The sequence below is a fragment of the Paenibacillus sp. UMB4589-SE434 genome, assembly GCF_030226685.1.
Taxonomy (GTDB): domain Bacteria; phylum Bacillota; class Bacilli; order Paenibacillales; family Paenibacillaceae; genus Paenibacillus_B.
The window spans coordinates 130,562-147,024 of sequence record NZ_JASOYK010000001.1 but is presented as its reverse complement, the minus strand read 5'-3'; the positions used below and the strand labels follow the sequence as shown (position 1 = coordinate 147,024).

Sequence of the window (16,463 nt, the reverse complement as noted above, 5' to 3'; positions counted from 1 at the left end):
TCTCGCATAAAAGGTACCCGCTTATTATAACACATGAGCAGCTGCACTTCGAAACTTAATCCACTAGTTGTTCATTCCATTAATACACTCGGTTCATCAAATAGTCAGCCAGTTCCAACAGTCTTGCTGGATATGGTAAGTTAGCATCCACAACAGCTGATTTCGCCTCATGCGTCAATCGTGCGACTTCCGCTTTAGACGCATCCAGTCCAATAAAGAAAGGATAGGTTACCTTGCCGCTCTTTTCATCGCTGCCTTTTTGTTTGCCGAGCAATGTTTCATCACCAATAATATCCAGTATGTCATCCTGAATCTGAAATGCAAGGCCAAGCTTTCTGCCGAATTCGGTCAGCGCGGCAATCTGCTGCTCGTTAGCACCGCCTATTCTTGCACCCGCACGAAGGGAAAAAACAATCAGATCACTTGTCTTGTGCAGATGTATATATTCAAGCTGTTGAATTGAAGTAACGCCTTGCTCGCCTAGCATATCAGCAGCTTGTCCGCCGACCATCCCTATCATTCCCGAATAATAAGACAGTTCCTCAGCTACCGTTAAGATGATATCTGCTGGCACACCATACTGACGAGTTGCTTGGGTCACACTATAAAATGCATGGGTGAGCAGCCCGTCACCGGCGAGGATCGCCATCGCTTCCCCATGTACTTTATGATTAGTCAGCTTGCCACGACGATAATCATCATTGTCCATCGCTGGCAGATCGTCGTGAACTAATGAATAGGTGTGAATCATTTCTACCGCACAAGCTACAGGCATTGCCGATTGCACGTTGCCCCCCAAGCTCTCACAAGCTGCTAACACAAACACGGGGCGCAGCCGCTTTCCTCCGGCCATTAACGAATACATCATCGATTCCTTTAGATTGTCAGGAAATAACCAATCTACGGGAATAGTCTTCGGAAGCGCTTCCTCAATCTCGCTTACCCGTGACTTCAGATAGTGTTCCAATGCCAGATTTGCTTCGGCGTTATTCAATCAGGTCACCTGCTTCCGGTTGAAACGCTTGTCTCTGCCATTCTCCGTCTTGTTCTGTCAGCATTTCGATTTTGCGCTCAACCTGTTCCAGCTTGGATGAGCAGTTCTTCGACAGCATCATCCCTTCTTGGAATAACTCAATCGCTTGCTCTAAGGGAACATCTCCACTTTCCAACTGGTTGACGATGTGCTCTAAGCGTTCCATCGCAGCTTCAAAGGACATGGCTTGTACTTGTTCCGTATCATGACTCATCGTCTTCTCTCCCTTTCATGGACCATACCTGGCAATTGAGCTGCCCGTCCGTCACTTTAACTTTTATAATATCACCAAGCTGCACGTCTGCAACTTGCTTAATAAGTCTATTTTCCTGTTCATCATATACCAGGCTGTATCCTCTTGACATTACTTTAAGCGGACTTAATGCATCAAGTTGACGCATGGCCCCGTGAAGCTGCATCTGCTGCTTGTTGACGATGCTGCTCATAAGAGAACGAAGCTGCTTGGAATTTGTGACAAGACGTGATCTCGCCATCTTGGTCTGATGCAGCGGTGATTGCTCACGCAATCTTGCGGTTGCTGAATGTAGACGATGTTCTGCACTAACGACAGACAACTTGCCTCTGTTTAACAATCGTTCATTCCAGCGTGCTAATCTCTCCCGGTACTGTTGTACGCTTTGTTTCGGCTTCCGAATGACAGGTGATTGCTGTACTCGTAACAGGCGCTCTTGCTGTATCGCAAGATTACGCTGCATCGCCTGCTTTAGTCGTCGATTCAGGTGATGCAAATGCTGCTTAAGGTCCTCCTGATGAGGAACAGCCAGCTCGGCTGCCGCTGTTGGTGTTGGTGCCCGTAAATCCGCAACAAAATCAGCAATCGTAAAATCCGTCTCATGACCAACCGCAGAAATAACAGGAATATGTGATTCTGAGATCGCCCGTGCTACAACCTCTTCGTTAAATGCCCATAGTTCTTCCAATGAGCCGCCGCCTCTACCTGCAATAATCACATCCACTTCACCATGGCGGTTTAGAGCATGTATTGCATGCGCGATTGAAGAGGCTGCTTGCTTGCCTTGTACCAATACCGGATAGACCAGTACGGTCATTCCTGGTTGTCTACGATGAAGTGTTGTTAAAATATCACGCACGGCGGCTCCTGTTGGCGAAGTTACAACACCAATCGCTCTAGGAAAAGTCGGCAGCGGTCTTTTGCGCCCCTCGTCAAACAAGCCCTCGCCCTGAAGCTTCTGCTTTAACTGCTCATAGGCCAAATACAAGCTGCCAATTCCATCAGGCTGCATCTGCTGTGCATAGAACTGATACTGTCCATCACGCTCATACACGGTCACATAGCCATTTGCGACTACTCGCGTACCTTCCTTCGGCCGGAACGGTAGCTTTTGATTGTTGGATGCAAACATAATCGCTTTAATTCGACTGTCTGCATCCTTCAATGTAAAGTACATATGGCCGCTGGAATGATGCGTAAAGTTGGATATCTCTCCGCGCAGCCAAATATCCTGCATGCGTTCATCGCCATCCAGTTTCATACGAATGTATCGATTGAGATCCTTAACGGACATAATTCGCTGTTCATCTGTACGTGACATCAACATCCTCCCGCCTTATAAGTAAGACACAGGGTGATACCCGGTAGTCCTTCACCGCTATCACCCTGCATTTCTGTATACATCATATATCTGTTACGTTAAATGATGAATCCGCTTTGCTGCTTTAAGTGTATTGTACATGAGCATCGTAATCGTCATCGGACCTACACCACCTGGAACAGGCGTGATCCAATCACACAGATCTTTGACATCTTCAAAATCAACATCACCTGCAAGCTTGCCGTTTTCAAGCCGATTCATGCCTACGTCAATCACAACAACACCTGGCTTAAGGAAGGAACGATCTACAAAATTGGCGCGACCAATCGCAACAACAAGAATGTCCGCTTGACGCGTCAATTCCTTCATGTTGGCGGTGCGTGAATGACACATTGTAACAGTTGCATTCTCTCGCTGAAGCAGCAAGGACACTGGTTTGCCCACAATATTGCTGCGCCCGATGACAACCGCATGTTTGCCTGCAATGTCTACTTCATGACGCTTCAACAGTTCAATAACACCTGCAGGCGTACATGGTAATAAAGACTCGTCTCCAATAACCAGATTGCCGACACTTACTGGATGAAAGCCATCCACATCTTTGGCAACCGCAATTGCATCGATTACAGCTTTTTCGTTGATATGCTTAGGCAAAGGAAGCTGAACCAGAATACCATGAATCGTAGACTGTCCATTCAGTGTCTCAATAAGTGCCAGAAGATCAGATTCCGTCGTATCTGCTGGGAGTCGGTGTACTTCTGAGTAATAACCTAGCTCCAAACAAGTCTTATGCTTACTGTTCACATACACCTGTGATGCCGCATCTTCTCCGACCAATACAACAGCAAGTCCAGGCTGAACACCTTTTGCTGTCAATCTGTCCACTTCTTGTTTCATTTCTTCACGCATAGCTGCTGATACCGTTTTACCATTCATCAAAGAACCAGTCATGTTCTCTCCCCCAATGCAAATCGTTATCTATTACAACATGAAGCACGATCAACAATAGAAATACATCTATGTTAACACACGTTAGAACACCAAATGCCCTTCCTTGCTTAATTCAAGCAAACCATGTCAAACTTAACTCAAACACTTATTCTTGTTCTACAGCACCAGCTTCTACATCTGGTTTTGTACCAGAAGTTGCGCCTTCGCCTGTTTCCGTTTCCGAAATCGCTTCCGAAGGATTGCGGTCACGCAGCATTTGTCCTAATACACCGTTTACGAACTTGCCTGACTCATCCGTACCAAAATGCTTCGCCAATACAACTGCTTCGTTCACGATTACTTTTGGTGGTACATCATCACGGTATAATAATTCGTAACTGGCAAGGCGCAATATTTGACGATCTACTCTTGAAAGTCGATCTACCTGCCAGCCTTTCAAATACCCTGTCAAAACAAAGTCAATGTCCTCGCGCTTCGCCCAAGTCTCATGCACCCATGTCAGTACATGTTCACGCATGGCGGAGGCATCCTTTGCCTCTACACCCGTCTCATTGTCCTCTTGCTTCGCTTCATCCACGACCATTTCGACCGCTTGTTCAGGTGTAATCCCTGTCATTTCTAATTGGTACAAGCTTTGAATGGCCATTTCTCTCGCGATACGTCTTTTCATCTTTGTTCCTCCTGCGCTCTTATCAACATGATGTCCCAGCAGTCGATGCGCTATATCATCAATGTTTTATTTCTGCTGCCAAATGATTACTTGATATGTCGGGGAACATCCTTATGGCTCGACCATGAAAAAATCCTATGCCCGCCCCGATTAGCTCCCCGTCGGTTGACCGGCGGTGCCACAGTCGTTCGGAGCGTCCATAGGACTACTTCAACCATCTCCAGTGATCGGACAGCCACACACGCATTCGCTGCCACGGTATCATGGGGCCTAAGTCCATATCTTTATGCTTGCCAACGGAATAACCGATAAATACGAGCAGCGCAACAAAGAGCATGTCCCAAAACCCAACGAATAAATACACTAGACCTAATCCGATCCCAGCTGCTATACCGATGATTCGTCCACTGTGACTCTCCCACAATTGTTTCCACATCGGAAGTTCACCACCTATTCAACACGTGCCTTAAACGTCTGCGTCTGCACTACATTCGCGACGTAAACGGACACGTAAGATACTGGAATTCCGGTAATCTCATGTACATAGTCACGAACGTTGCGCTGAACTTCCTCCGTAATGCCAGGAATAGCGTTCTCCCCATCTACGATGGCACGGATCATAATATCCAACCCTGCGTCATTTGCGCGGATACGCGCTTTAAGATCCTTAACACCACGTACTCGTCCTGCCGCCTTTAATGCTACATTCTCAATGGTCTCAAGTGAGATCTTAATATCACCAATTTCTGTACGCTGATCGATCGATGGCAGTGAAGTGCGCTCTCGTCGAACCGAAACATAGAAAAAGCGGATGCTTATCAAGAACAGAACCGCAGCTACAGTAATAACCGTAATTAACATACCATCCGGCAGGTTCAAAACGATAAGATCAGGCAGCAGGCCGCTTGCTACAATAATAGCTGCCACGGACAACGTGCCGATTACGATGCTGTATAGAAACAACAGCAGCCTGTCAAAGATTCTACCCATATTGCCGCGCCTCCTTGTTGAATTACAGGTAACCCCCTGCCATATGGAGGGGGTTCTCTCATCCAGCACTATTTAACGCGCGAAGAATTGTCCGGCTCTTCCGGCTTCTCCTGCGACTTAAAGTGAACATCATGCACATGCACATTCACTTCTACCACATGAAGGCCAGTCATCATCTCGATGGAACGTTTTACATTGTTCTGAATGTTAGACGCCACCTCAGGGATGCGGTTGCCATATTCGACGATGATCGATACATCAACTGCCGCCTCGCGTTGACCGACTTCCACCTTAACGCCTTTTGATAAGTTCTTGCGGCCAAGCAATTCAGCGATACCACCGGCAAAGCCTCCGCTCATGCCTGCTACGCCCTCTACCTCAATGGTAGCAAGACCTGCAATCACTTCAATAACCTCTGGTGCAATTTGAATATTACCTAAGTCTGTACGTTCGAAATCCGGAATAATCGTTTGATTCATCCATTATCACTCCTTACTATTCATGTATGGAGATATAATCCTGTCCACCTATTATTCATAACTATATCATTTGTCCAATTTTATGACAAACAACTGATCGGTGTAAACCATTATACCTCATTTTCCTCTAGAAACTTGATGTCAAAATCGCCACGAATGAAAGTTGGATGCTGCAACAATCGCATATGGAATGGAATCGTTGTATAAATACCTTCGATAGCAAATTCAGCCAGAGCTCGCTTCATGCGCTCAATCGCTTCTAGTCTTGTTGGCGCCCACACGATAAGCTTGGCAATCATAGAGTCGTAGAACGGAGAGATTGTATATCCTTGGAAAGCAGCACTATCCACACGAACACCTATGCCTCCTGCTGGCAAATAAAACGTAATCTGCCCTGGAGACGGCATAAAGTTGCGATCCGGATCTTCCGCATTAATACGGCACTCGATCGCCCACCCGTTAATCGTGATCTCATCCTGTCTGACAGAAAGCTGTTCACCTTGAGCCACCATAATCATTTCTTTAATAATATCCACACCAGTAACCATCTCTGTAACCGGATGTTCAACCTGTATGCGGGTATTCATTTCCATAAAATAGAACTGTCCGTCCGGTGCCAGCAAAAATTCTAGCGTACCAGCTCCTGAATAGTTAACAGCCAATGCCGCACGAACCGCAGCGTCACCCATTTGGTTACGTGTTTCCTCGCTCAGAACAGGACATGGTGCCTCTTCCACAAGTTTCTGTCTGCGACGTTGTACCGAGCAATCCCGCTCGCCTAGATGAACGACGTTTCCATGCTTGTCAGCTACGATCTGGATCTCGACATGCTTCATACCCGTCAAGAACTTCTCCAGATAGACACCTGAATTGCCAAATGCTTTCTCAGCTTCTTGCTGAGCGGTCTTCATCTGCTTCAACAGAGATGATTCATCATCTGCAATCCGAATACCTTTACCGCCGCCGCCTGCTGTTGCTTTAATGATGACAGGATAGCCGATATCACGTGCAATCATAATTGCATCTTCAATATCCTCAACAAGACCGTCAGATCCCGGAATAACCGGTACGCCCGCATCCTTCATCGTCTGCTTGGCAACTGCCTTGTCACCCATACGCTCAATTGCATCAGCAGAGGGGCCAATAAATGTAATGCCGCATGAACTGCAAATCTCGGCAAAGTCAGCATTTTCCGCCAAAAACCCGTAACCAGGATGTACAGCGTCACACTCTGTAAGTGTTGCCACACTCATTAAGTTGGTAAAATTCAAGTAGCTGTCCTTGGACGCCGTTGGTCCAATACAGTAGGCCTCATCCGCCAGACGAACATGAAGGGCGTCGCGATCCGCTTCCGAGTAAACAGCTACTGTTGTAATTCCTAGTTCACGGCACGCGCGAATAATACGTACGGCAATTTCTCCGCGGTTCGCGACGAGCACTTTCTGAAACTTCATCGTTCAACCTCCTCTTGGTTTATCCGAATTAACTAGTCAGCCTTCTTTACTCAGGCTTTACCAAGAACAGTGGTTGTCCGTATTCTACTAGTTGTCCGTTCTCGACTAGAATCTGTACGATCTCGCCTGATACCTCTGCTTCAAGCTCGTTCATAAGTTTCATCGCTTCAAGAATACAAACAACGGAACGCTCGTTCACCCGGTCTCCCGTCTTCACGAAGGCACCTGCCTCAGGAGACGGCGAAGCATAAAACGTACCTACCATAGGGGATACGATCTTGTGGAGTCCTGCTTGAGCAGATGCAGCATCTGTACTTGGCGCCGGATTTGCTGCAGTTGCCTCAGCAGCCGCAGTTACAGGAATAGTTGCTGGGACTGGCGTATATGTATGTGTCGTTGGTGCCGTTTGAACAGTTACAACCTCTGTCTTGCCCGGCTTACGAATGGATAGGCGGAAGCCTTCGTTTTCTACTTCGAGCTCATGGACCGAAGTCTGGTCCAACAATTTTACCAGCTCTTTAATCTCACTAATTTTGAACAATTCATTCACTCCTCGTGAAAGTATGTATCCGTAAGGACTTTACATATGGACAATCTACATAGACGTATGTATTATATCACAACCTCAATAAATAGAAAGAGCCCAGTTTGGAACTGGGCTTTGCCAACCTTTGTATTTAAGGTGCATGTTATCGCTTTATTCGGACACATACTGAACACTTATTTTGTCCTGTGTTACATTTAATTCTTTTATTAATTTATCCATAATATCAACGGCCTGCTTCACTTCCAGCTTCGCGCTCTGCACGACAACTTTATAGCGGTCATTATCCTGAGTAATAACTGCATTGTCATATTCCTTCTGCAATTCGGTCTCCAGGTTTGTAATTTTTTGTTCACGCTCGTCAAGCTGATGCATCTCATCATAAGCTTTTGTTAGTTTATCACCGGTAATATTGGTTGTATCATTAATAATACCGAGTAAACGCTCAATATTTTGTTGATATTGCTCATTTCTTTCCATTTGTTTTTCTTCGATCATGCTTCGTTTGGTTACACCACCGGCAACCGCTTCATTCAACACATCCTCATTGGTCTTTGTATCTTCCTTGCCTGCTACTGACTTAGATGTATCAGCTGGTGCAGGCGATGGTGCACCTGTCGGATCTTGTGTATCATGGCCCGCATTTCCATTTGCGATATTCTCAGTGCCTTTCTTTTCGCCTGCATTTGCCTGTTCCTTGCCAGCCGTGTTGCTGTCCCCAGCAGATACTTCCGTGATCTGCACGTTTGGAAGCTGCCCAACTTCAGTGGCGTCACCTTTAATCACTTGCTCCGCTTGCGTTCCAGTTGCCGTTTGTTTACTTGTCGTATCTTCCGTAAACAAGTAATAGGCGGATAATACAACCATCAGGCTTAGCATAGATACTAACCAAATTGTTTGTCTTTTCGTGTTCATAAGAAAAGGCCTCCTTTGCCATTCACTGCTTTACTCCGCCACTTTTCGCGGCACGACCGAGATTCGATAAGACGGGACATTTAATCCTTTTTCCACCGCATCCACTATTAATTGCTTGACGACTGCATTTTCTGCGCCTTTCGCAACAACGACGACTCCTCTCACCTTGGGCTTGATCCGTTTTGTTACGATTGGACTATGACTGTTCGACTGTTCCGTCATTACAATTTCTCCATCACGCGAATATTGTGTCGTGTGACGCTTGCCCCCGTTCGCATCGGTCTCCTCCGTTACCTGCTGGCTATCTTTATTGTTGCGTTGGATAACCATCTCTTCTGTTGAATCAATCGTTACCAATACCTCAACCTGTCCGACACCCACAATCTCCTCCAGAATGGACCGAATTCTTGTTTCGAAGGACTTCTCGATAGCATCAAAGGCGTTGCCAGGTGTGGGAGTCAGCTCACTCGACTGCCCATCAGCAGCTTGAAAGGCTCCCGCCGTCGGCGGTTCCCTGCCAACGTTGCCCTTTAGCCAACTGCCTGCCCCTTCGAAGGAGCGAAACGAGCTGAATAAGACAAGCGCGGCGCCAATAAGGCCAAACAGCAACAGCAAGCGGAACGTATGCAACTTTTTGGACCCGTTCGGTCCACTGCCAAGTAGGGATTCAATTTTCTGCAGCCATTTCGCCAATGCACTCAACCGCCCTTTCACGTGATGGACTTGCGTTTACTTGTCCTCATTTCACCTATACGCTGCTTGTTCAAATTTATGACTGCTATATGCGAACTCGTACACTTTTTTATGAGCTACGTTTGCCATTCGATATGGATCTGTTCCGGCAATACGACCCATTGCTGCGACAATTGCTGTTTAACTAGCCCTTCAACCGCCTGGCGTTCATCGTTTTCATTAAGGGGTTGAACTTGATTGTCGAGTTGTTTTTTATGTGTATTATTATTAGAACTTACCGATTGTACGGTAACATTCGACACGGTCTCGACAGGTTCCACCTGGTTAATAGCACTGTGTTCTGGGGCCATTACTGGTAACGTTTCATGTTGTATTTCTGCTCTCTGGGCTGGCTTCATTTGAATGCGTATCATGTCGATTGTTGGCTGCTCCTGATTAGGTCGACTAGTTAATTCCACCTGCACGGCAACCACTTGGAATATGAGCTTTGACTGTGCAATAACAGTCTCTGCCCCCTCCGATCGAGCGCCTCCGCTTAGATTGCCAGTTGACGGTGAGGCCAAAGTATCATTTAATTGTTTCTTCATATTCGTCTCGAGCTGCGCAGCCGCATAGGACATCACTTGTTCGTCACGCTTCGCTTTTATCCGGTTAGCTTCGCGCTGAATGGAGGTTAATGATGCGTAAGTGCCAGGTGTTGCCGCTGATGCCTGGTCCCATTGCTGCGCCAATTCATCTGTAATGTTCGCGTCAAAGAGCTTCATAATCGGAGAGAGCAGGATCAGTAAGATGATCAGACTCATCATCAGTTTTACATAACGCTGCATCGTGCGATTAGGCAGCAGTAAATCAATAAAGGTCGCTAATAAAATGACCATGATGATTTCCTTTAGCCATTGGCTAAGCCACGTCATGCGTATCCCCCCCTAACGCATCATGACAGTTACATTCCCGGCTGTTAACAAGATCGTAATCGCAAGAAAGAACATTAAGCTAACTGCCGCAAGTGCAGCAAACACGTAAATCATACTTTTACCCACCGTCTTCAAACAGCCTACGACCGGGCTATCGCCTAATGGCTGCATTACAGCGGCAGATACGTTATAAATGAGCGCTAGCGTTAATATTTTTAATGCGGGAAATGCACACAAAAACAAGAGGATAATAACGCCCGTTAAGCCGACCGCATTTTTGACGAGCAGCGAAGCTGTTATAACCGTATCTGTTGCATCAGAGAATACACGGCCTACAACCGGAACAAAGTTGCCCGTAATATACTTAGCTGTCCGTAATGCCACCCCATCCGTAACTGAGCTTGTCACACCTTGTACTGAAATGACACCTAAAAAGACAGTTAACAATATGCCCAACAACCCGACGCTAATGTTCCGCAGCAGGTTTGCCAACTGCGTTACTTTGTACTTGTCCGACATCGTACTAACAATATGAAGTACAGCTGAGAAGAACAGCAGCGGAAATACGACAGCATAGATTAACGTTCCGACCAAATGAATCATAAATACAATTAGCGGATGAAGTACAGATACGGTAACAACATTTCCAAGGGATGCTAATAATGTAAATAGCAACGGAACCATTGCCATCATAAAGTCAATCATTCCTGATATGGCATCTTTTGCATATCCAATCGCTACGTGAAAACTGTTTATCGCTAAAATAATAATGACCATATAAGAGATGGAATAAGCAATTTTACTAACTGTATTCCGTTCAAATGCGGTTTGCAGCGTCTCAAGCACCATGCTAAACACAGCTAAAATAACAATCGTGACAATCAATTTCCCATTCATGACCACTTCTTGCAGCATAAAGCTGCCCAGTGCTTTAAACGTATTGCCGATCGTAAGCTTCTCGCCCCCCGGCAGAATTAGATCAGCAAAATCAGGTACAGACTCTTTTGGGAAAAATCCTCCATACTTGTCCAATAAGGTGTTCCAATATACCTCTACTTCACCTGTGCCGATCTCCTTGCTTTGCTGCTTCACCCACTCTTCAGCAGGAGCTGAAGTAGTTGCCTTTACCTGCTCATCTACAGCATCAGGGGCTGCTGATACTGCACTAACGCCTGCACACAACATACACAAGAGAAGTACGATGAAGACATGAGTACGACTCGCATGAAATAGGCTCTTTCCGATAGTCTTCACCTCTCCTCATTATGTATGGGATTAAGCCGGAAGCAGCTTCATGACGGTTTCAATAATAACGCTAATTATCGGAATGGCCATAACCATAATGAGCACCTTGCCTGCCAGCTCAATCTTAGCAGCGATGCCGTCTTGTCCAGCATCACGGACGACTTGCGCGCCAAATTCTGCAATATAGGCTATTCCAATAATTTTTAAAATAGTTTTCAGGTATACGGGTTGAATCCCCGAACGGTTGGCAAGATCCTCCAACACTTTGATAACAGCCTCAATCTTGCCTATTAAGAAGAGGAAGATGACAATACCTGCAAATGCGGATATAAGAAACGCAAACATCGGCTTCTGCTCCTTCACAACAAGCACAAGGATGGCTGCGATTAGACCAAGTCCGACAATCTGAATAATCTCCATACATGTGTCACCTACTGAAACAAGAAAATGGTCTTAATCTCTTGAAACAAATTGTCCAGCAGCCGAACAACCATAAATAACACAACAACAAACCCGATCACAGTTACCCAGTGAGCCATGTCTTCTTTGCCCATCTGCTTCAGTACGGTATGAATCATGGCAATGATTATGCCGATCCCGGCAATCTGAAATATCGCACTCACATCCACATTCATCCGAAGGCACCTCAATATATTAAAATGACTACTAACACCCCGCTTAACAAACCTAAACTGCGACTTAATGTCCCATAACGCATATAATCTTCACGCGCGTTTATTTCTTCCTGCTCCAGCCTTTTGATCGCATGTCGGATATGGTTGCGCTGATCCTCACGATCACTTATGCCGAGGCTCATACCCAAGTCATACAACACGCGAATATCCTGATGCTTAAGAGCGGTTTCGGGTGAAACTCGATTCAAGGCCTGATGCCAAGCTTCTTTTGAGGTCAATACAAGAGCTTCCCGCTGCTTCATGCTGGAGGCAGCGGCAGCAAATAATGTATTTAACGGCGCGGACAGCTGCATGCCAAGCTCCTCAAAAGCATCATCTAGCGGCGTGTGACCATATACGATTGACGTCTCTAGCCGTTGTAAAGCAACAATCAGTTGTCTGATCTGCCTTGGTCTTGCTGCATAGGAAGCGGATTGCACCCAGCCGATTGCGCTGGCTGCAGCAATAACGATTGCTGTCCCAATAAGCTTATACACGCCCACCCCCGCCTTTCACACCTGCGGTCATTTCTGGCATGAGCAAAGCTCTTCGTTTGTCATCGTATATTTTCCAGGTCCACTCCTTCTTGGTCCTCTTTAGCAGTATAATTCGAGAAAAAACCCCTTCTGTCAGTAGCTCTCCTATGCCTGGCCTGCGTCTCAGTTCTTCCACATCACTGCCGTGAGCAGAAGCAATAACGCGTACACCTGCGTGTATAGCTTCCCGCATAGCGAACACGTCCTCCTCACGGCCGAATTCATCTACGACAATTACATCAGGGGACATCGACCTGATCAACATCATCATCCCCTCAGCTTTTGGACAACCGTCTAATACATCGCTGCGAAAGCCAAGATCAAAGCTTGGCACGCCTTTTATGCATCCAGCAATTTCAGACCGCTCGTCCACAATGCCAACTTTTAGTGATTGCCAACGGGCATCCGGGTGGTTCCACATACCAGAAGCAGTCGAACGCGCTACATCCCGTAGCAAAGTTGTCTTTCCATGCTGCGGCGGCGAGACGATCAAGGTGTGATAGACAGACTGTGCTCGAAAATCGAGCAAATACGGCATTATCGAAGCCGCTGTCCCCTTGACTTCTCTAGCGATTCTTACGTTAAAACCCGAAATATCGCGCAGATGGCTTACCTTTCCTTGATGAAGTACCGTTCGTCCTGAAAGACCAACGCGGTGTCCCCCCGCAATAGTGACATACCCTCTCCTAAGCTGCTCCTCCATCGTATATAAGGAATGATTAGTCAACAGATCCAGAAGACGATGGCAGTCTTCCCTCGATGGAGTGTGTGCTTCTAATGGTTGCTCGGTTATCGTCCCAAGATTCGTTATAAAGTGGTACTCACCACACGTACTGACCTCAAGCGGCCTGCCTTCACGAATACGAATTTCTTCCATTACGTTTAATAGCCGCGAGGGCAGCTGCATGATGAGCGAACGCAGCTCTGGGGGCAGCACGAGAGACCAGCTAGTCCGGTCTTGCGCAGTCATGGTATCCCTCCTCGCTCACCTGATTCATTCCTACATACAGGAATAATGCTTGCCCATCTACACTGATGTGTATGGAACAACCTAAGCAAATATGACAACGGGTCATGAATTCGTTTTAGCCTTACATTTGGTAAGACCATCGTCTATTTTGAGATTATTTTTTTAAAATGCCCACTAATAAACAAGTGACACCTATCGTAATCCACACGAATTTGCCCCAAGAGAGCTTGTCCGCAATACCAATCAAACCAATCGTAGTCGTTGCAATTAACACCATTGGCCCAACTAATGCCAGCATAGAGTTCACAGCAAGCGCTTTGTGCGGTTCATTAAGCCTTAACATGATAACAGCTGCAAGCAACTCCAGACTGCCCGAGAGGAATCGCAGGCCTGCCATACTAAGCACTATTTTGTCAAAAGACATCTCCGCAGCCTCCTTTCCTTAATCTGGAATAACTAAATAACAACCTCAATTGTCTTCCGTTTATTCATATGCTGTTTCTCCTCAGAATAGAGCAGTAGGTCCATCCACTAGGCACCTGTCTGGGATTGAACGCATATATTGCTTCAAGATGCTATGTCAAGCAGCACATCCAAAGGAGAATTGGCATATGAACCGATTAATAACCACCTCTAAATGGCCAATTGGGCTATCAGATCCAAGCGGAGAACGTTTGCTTCAACCTAGGTCATTCGGTTATACGATGGTAATGGACAAAGGCTTGGGCCTGCAGGCGTTTGAAGATTTTTTAGCTTGTGTACATGAGCATATTGACATATTAAAGCTCGGATTCGGCACATCTGCCCTGCTGCCGCCTTCTTTCATACGCGCAAAGACATTGTTGGCCAAATCGTATGGGCTGCGTATTATGCCAGGTGGTACCTTATTGGAGATTGCCATTGCTAAAGGTATGGTAGATGATTTTTTTCATATGATGAAAGAAACGGGCTTTAACGCCATCGAGGTATCCGATGGTTCGATCACGCTCTCACGTTCAGAACGAAGGTCGCTTATTAGCCGTGCTGTGGAAGAAGGTTATACCGTATGCACCGAATACGGAAAGAAGCTCGAACATAACCCATTTCAAATAGAGGAAATCACGGAAATACTATTGGATGACCTGACACACGGCGCACAATGGATGACACTTGAAGGCCGCGAATCGGGCGTCAACGTCGGTGTATTTGACACCAACGGCAATTGTAATGTCGAGTTAATCGGTAACATTCTAGCTGCTGTCCCTTTTCCAGAGAAGATTATGTGGGAGGCTCCCCACAAAAACCAACAGTTGTTTATATTAAAAAATGCAGGCGTAAATGCAAATATTGGTAACGTAGCACATGGGGACGTGATTGCGCTGGAAGCTTTGAGACGCGGTTTAAGAGCAGATACATTTTTAGACCGTCTTGCATTCTATTATGAGATCTAGTGCAGCCGTGGATATCATGTTCCTGCATACGAAAGGAGGTGCATGCAGATGCAAGTCGATGCCATATCAAGTATTAGTGAAGCACGCGCGATTGACCTGTCCCATCGTACCGTAATTGTGATCGACGTGCTGCGGGCGACTAGTACAATTGTAACAGCGTTGGCCTACGGCGCAGCCGGTGTTATTCCAGTTGAGACTGTCGGTCAAGCCAAGCATTGCTTTGTACCAGGGGATATTCTTGGGGGCGAGCGCTACTGTAAAAAAATAATTGGCTTCGACGCAGGCAACTCTCCTTTAGAATACACAAATGATGATTTTCGAGGACGCCGCATTGTTTTAACGACTACAAACGGAACACGAGCCATTCAAAAAGCGGTTCGGGCGGAGCATATTATTGCGGGTGCTTTTCTGAACGCACAGCTATGTGCGCAAGTAGCTGTGAAGCTAAAGCGAGATGTAGCCTTATTGTGCGCCGGTTCACAGGATACGTTTGCATTTGAAGACGGCTTGTGTGCGGGACTGCTGCTTCACGAGATTAGTAGAATAAAAGAAGAAACCCAGGATGCAATCGTCATGAACGATCTTGGCTCGATGGTAATGAGTGCTTATCTTCACCATGCGGACAATTTGTTGAGTGCTTTACAGCAATGTGCAAGTGCCAAACGGCTTGCCAAACTTGGTTATCATAAAGATGTAGAATTCTGCTCAGCAGTAAATACCATTCCTGTAGTCCCACGAATGGTCCATCAGATGATGATTCCTTTTACCGGGTTCACCTCATAATAGCAATCTAACACTCTGCTTTCGAAGCTACATCGACTTTTCGTTCTAAATGAGCGGTATGTGTTCATATCGTGAGATAAGAGCTTGCCCAGCTTCATAAGGCATTAGATATGCAAGCTCTTATTTTCCATGAAGGAGCCACCTTATATATGAACGGCGAAGTTGTTCTGGTCACTTTAATTATCGTGGGACTTATTAGCCGCTCTCCTATCATTACGACTGCGGCCTGCTTTTTACTCATTATTAAGCTTGTCCAGCTTGATCGATTTCTGCCTACACTGGAACGTAGAGGGTTAGAGCTTGGACTGTTATTTTTAACGATTGGTGTGTTAGTGCCTTTTGCAACAGAACGAATCGAGACAAAAGACATCGTAAACACGCTTACCTCATGGACAGGCATCCTTGCACTGACAGGTGGTGCACTTGCTACATTTATGAACAGTAAAGGACTTGACCTATTAAAAAACGACCCACAAATGATCGTCGGGCTTGTCGCCGGATCGATCATCGGGATCGTCTTTCTGCGTGGCATACCGGTTGGTCCCCTAATGGCCGCAGGTATTACCGCTTTTTTATTACAGCTTGCAAGGTGGATATTTCAAAAATAA

The 16,463-nt window shown here is 46.2% G+C and carries 22 protein-coding genes; 3 read left to right on the top strand and 19 right to left on the bottom strand.

The window, feature by feature from the left end; genetic code table 11:
* Positions 1-79: 79 nt before the first annotated feature.
* The 19 genes from QP775_RS00665 to QP775_RS00575 all read right to left on the bottom strand — a co-directional run bounded on the left by QP775_RS00665 (position 80) and on the right by QP775_RS00575 (position 14,066).
* Positions 80-994 (bottom strand): polyprenyl synthetase family protein, encoded by a 915-nt coding sequence (locus QP775_RS00665; protein ID WP_275444472.1) that lies wholly within the window; start codon positions 992-994, stop codon positions 80-82.
* Positions 987-1,247: an exodeoxyribonuclease VII small subunit gene (xseB, locus tag QP775_RS00660; RefSeq protein WP_239327080.1), complete on the bottom strand. Its 261-nt coding sequence runs from the start codon at positions 1,245-1,247 to the stop codon at positions 987-989. Before xseB ends, QP775_RS00665 begins: the two co-directional genes overlap by 8 nt.
* The gene (gene xseA / locus QP775_RS00655) at positions 1,237-2,607 is read right to left on the bottom strand and encodes an exodeoxyribonuclease VII large subunit (protein ID WP_285102815.1); all 1,371 of its coding nucleotides are present in this window, start codon (positions 2,605-2,607) and stop codon (positions 1,237-1,239) included. The genes xseB and xseA overlap by 11 nt, the downstream gene beginning before the upstream one ends.
* Before the next feature lie 93 nt (positions 2,608-2,700).
* Positions 2,701-3,558 carry a bifunctional methylenetetrahydrofolate dehydrogenase/methenyltetrahydrofolate cyclohydrolase FolD gene (gene folD, locus QP775_RS00650; protein ID WP_239327076.1) on the bottom strand — a complete coding sequence of 286 codons (858 nt, stop codon included), beginning with the start codon at positions 3,556-3,558 and terminating at the stop codon, positions 2,701-2,703.
* Positions 3,559-3,703: 145 nt separating this feature from the next.
* Complete coding sequence (nusB, locus tag QP775_RS00645) at positions 3,704-4,228, bottom strand: transcription antitermination factor NusB (protein WP_239327074.1); 525 nt, start codon at positions 4,226-4,228, stop codon at positions 3,704-3,706.
* A gap of 205 nt (positions 4,229-4,433) precedes the next feature.
* A complete protein-coding gene (locus QP775_RS00640; protein WP_239327072.1) occupies positions 4,434-4,664 on the bottom strand; it encodes a DUF2273 domain-containing protein in 231 nt (76 codons plus the stop codon).
* A gap of 14 nt (positions 4,665-4,678) precedes the next feature.
* Positions 4,679-5,218: an alkaline shock response membrane anchor protein AmaP gene (amaP, locus tag QP775_RS00635; RefSeq protein ID WP_285102812.1), complete on the bottom strand. Its 540-nt coding sequence runs from the start codon at positions 5,216-5,218 to the stop codon at positions 4,679-4,681.
* Between the two features lie 68 nt (positions 5,219-5,286).
* Positions 5,287-5,697, bottom strand: coding sequence for an Asp23/Gls24 family envelope stress response protein (locus tag QP775_RS00630; RefSeq protein ID WP_028544147.1), 411 nt, complete (start codon positions 5,695-5,697; stop codon positions 5,287-5,289).
* Between the two features lie 110 nt (positions 5,698-5,807).
* Positions 5,808-7,151, bottom strand: coding sequence for an acetyl-CoA carboxylase biotin carboxylase subunit (gene accC, locus QP775_RS00625; RefSeq protein WP_239327068.1), 1,344 nt, complete (start codon positions 7,149-7,151; stop codon positions 5,808-5,810).
* 46 nt (positions 7,152-7,197) lie between these two features.
* Positions 7,198-7,692, bottom strand: coding sequence for an acetyl-CoA carboxylase biotin carboxyl carrier protein (gene accB, locus QP775_RS00620; RefSeq protein ID WP_239327066.1), 495 nt, complete (start codon positions 7,690-7,692; stop codon positions 7,198-7,200).
* Between the two features lie 156 nt (positions 7,693-7,848).
* Positions 7,849-8,610, bottom strand: coding sequence for a SpoIIIAH-like family protein (locus tag QP775_RS00615; RefSeq protein WP_285102809.1), 762 nt, complete (start codon positions 8,608-8,610; stop codon positions 7,849-7,851).
* A gap of 30 nt (positions 8,611-8,640) precedes the next feature.
* On the bottom strand, positions 8,641-9,303 hold the full coding sequence (spoIIIAG, locus tag QP775_RS00610; RefSeq protein WP_239327736.1) for a stage III sporulation protein AG: 663 nt from the start codon (positions 9,301-9,303) through the stop codon (positions 8,641-8,643).
* A 116-nt stretch (positions 9,304-9,419) separates the two neighbouring features.
* Positions 9,420-10,217: a stage III sporulation protein AF gene (gene spoIIIAF / locus QP775_RS00605; RefSeq protein WP_285102807.1), complete on the bottom strand. Its 798-nt coding sequence runs from the start codon at positions 10,215-10,217 to the stop codon at positions 9,420-9,422.
* Between the two features lie 12 nt (positions 10,218-10,229).
* Positions 10,230-11,471: a stage III sporulation protein AE gene (spoIIIAE, locus tag QP775_RS00600; protein WP_285102805.1), complete on the bottom strand. Its 1,242-nt coding sequence runs from the start codon at positions 11,469-11,471 to the stop codon at positions 10,230-10,232.
* A 21-nt stretch (positions 11,472-11,492) separates the two neighbouring features.
* Positions 11,493-11,882, bottom strand: coding sequence for a stage III sporulation protein AD (spoIIIAD, locus tag QP775_RS00595; protein WP_028544140.1), 390 nt, complete (start codon positions 11,880-11,882; stop codon positions 11,493-11,495).
* A gap of 11 nt (positions 11,883-11,893) precedes the next feature.
* A complete protein-coding gene (spoIIIAC, locus tag QP775_RS00590) occupies positions 11,894-12,097 on the bottom strand; it encodes a stage III sporulation protein AC (protein WP_028544139.1) in 204 nt (67 codons plus the stop codon).
* Positions 12,098-12,108: 11 nt separating this feature from the next.
* On the bottom strand, positions 12,109-12,633 hold the full coding sequence (gene spoIIIAB, locus QP775_RS00585) for a stage III sporulation protein SpoIIIAB (protein WP_239327060.1): 525 nt from the start codon (positions 12,631-12,633) through the stop codon (positions 12,109-12,111).
* The gene (spoIIIAA, locus tag QP775_RS00580) at positions 12,626-13,642 is read right to left on the bottom strand and encodes a stage III sporulation protein AA (protein ID WP_285102800.1); all 1,017 of its coding nucleotides are present in this window, start codon (positions 13,640-13,642) and stop codon (positions 12,626-12,628) included. The genes spoIIIAB and spoIIIAA overlap by 8 nt, the downstream gene beginning before the upstream one ends.
* 154 nt (positions 13,643-13,796) lie before the next feature.
* Complete coding sequence (locus QP775_RS00575) at positions 13,797-14,066, bottom strand: YqhV family protein (RefSeq protein ID WP_239327056.1); 270 nt, start codon at positions 14,064-14,066, stop codon at positions 13,797-13,799.
* Between the two features lie 187 nt (positions 14,067-14,253).
* On the opposite strand from QP775_RS00575, the gene comA reads away from it, so the two are divergent.
* From comA to QP775_RS00560, 3 genes are all read left to right on the top strand, one after another.
* Positions 14,254-15,072, top strand: a complete 819-nt coding sequence (comA, locus tag QP775_RS00570) for a phosphosulfolactate synthase (RefSeq protein ID WP_285102798.1) — start codon at positions 14,254-14,256, stop codon at positions 15,070-15,072.
* 48 nt (positions 15,073-15,120) lie between these two features.
* Positions 15,121-15,855, top strand: a complete 735-nt coding sequence (locus QP775_RS00565) for a 2-phosphosulfolactate phosphatase (RefSeq protein WP_285102796.1) — start codon at positions 15,121-15,123, stop codon at positions 15,853-15,855.
* A 149-nt stretch (positions 15,856-16,004) separates the two neighbouring features.
* Positions 16,005-16,463 carry a DUF441 domain-containing protein gene (locus tag QP775_RS00560; protein WP_239327050.1) on the top strand — a complete coding sequence of 153 codons (459 nt, stop codon included), beginning with the start codon at positions 16,005-16,007 and terminating at the stop codon, positions 16,461-16,463.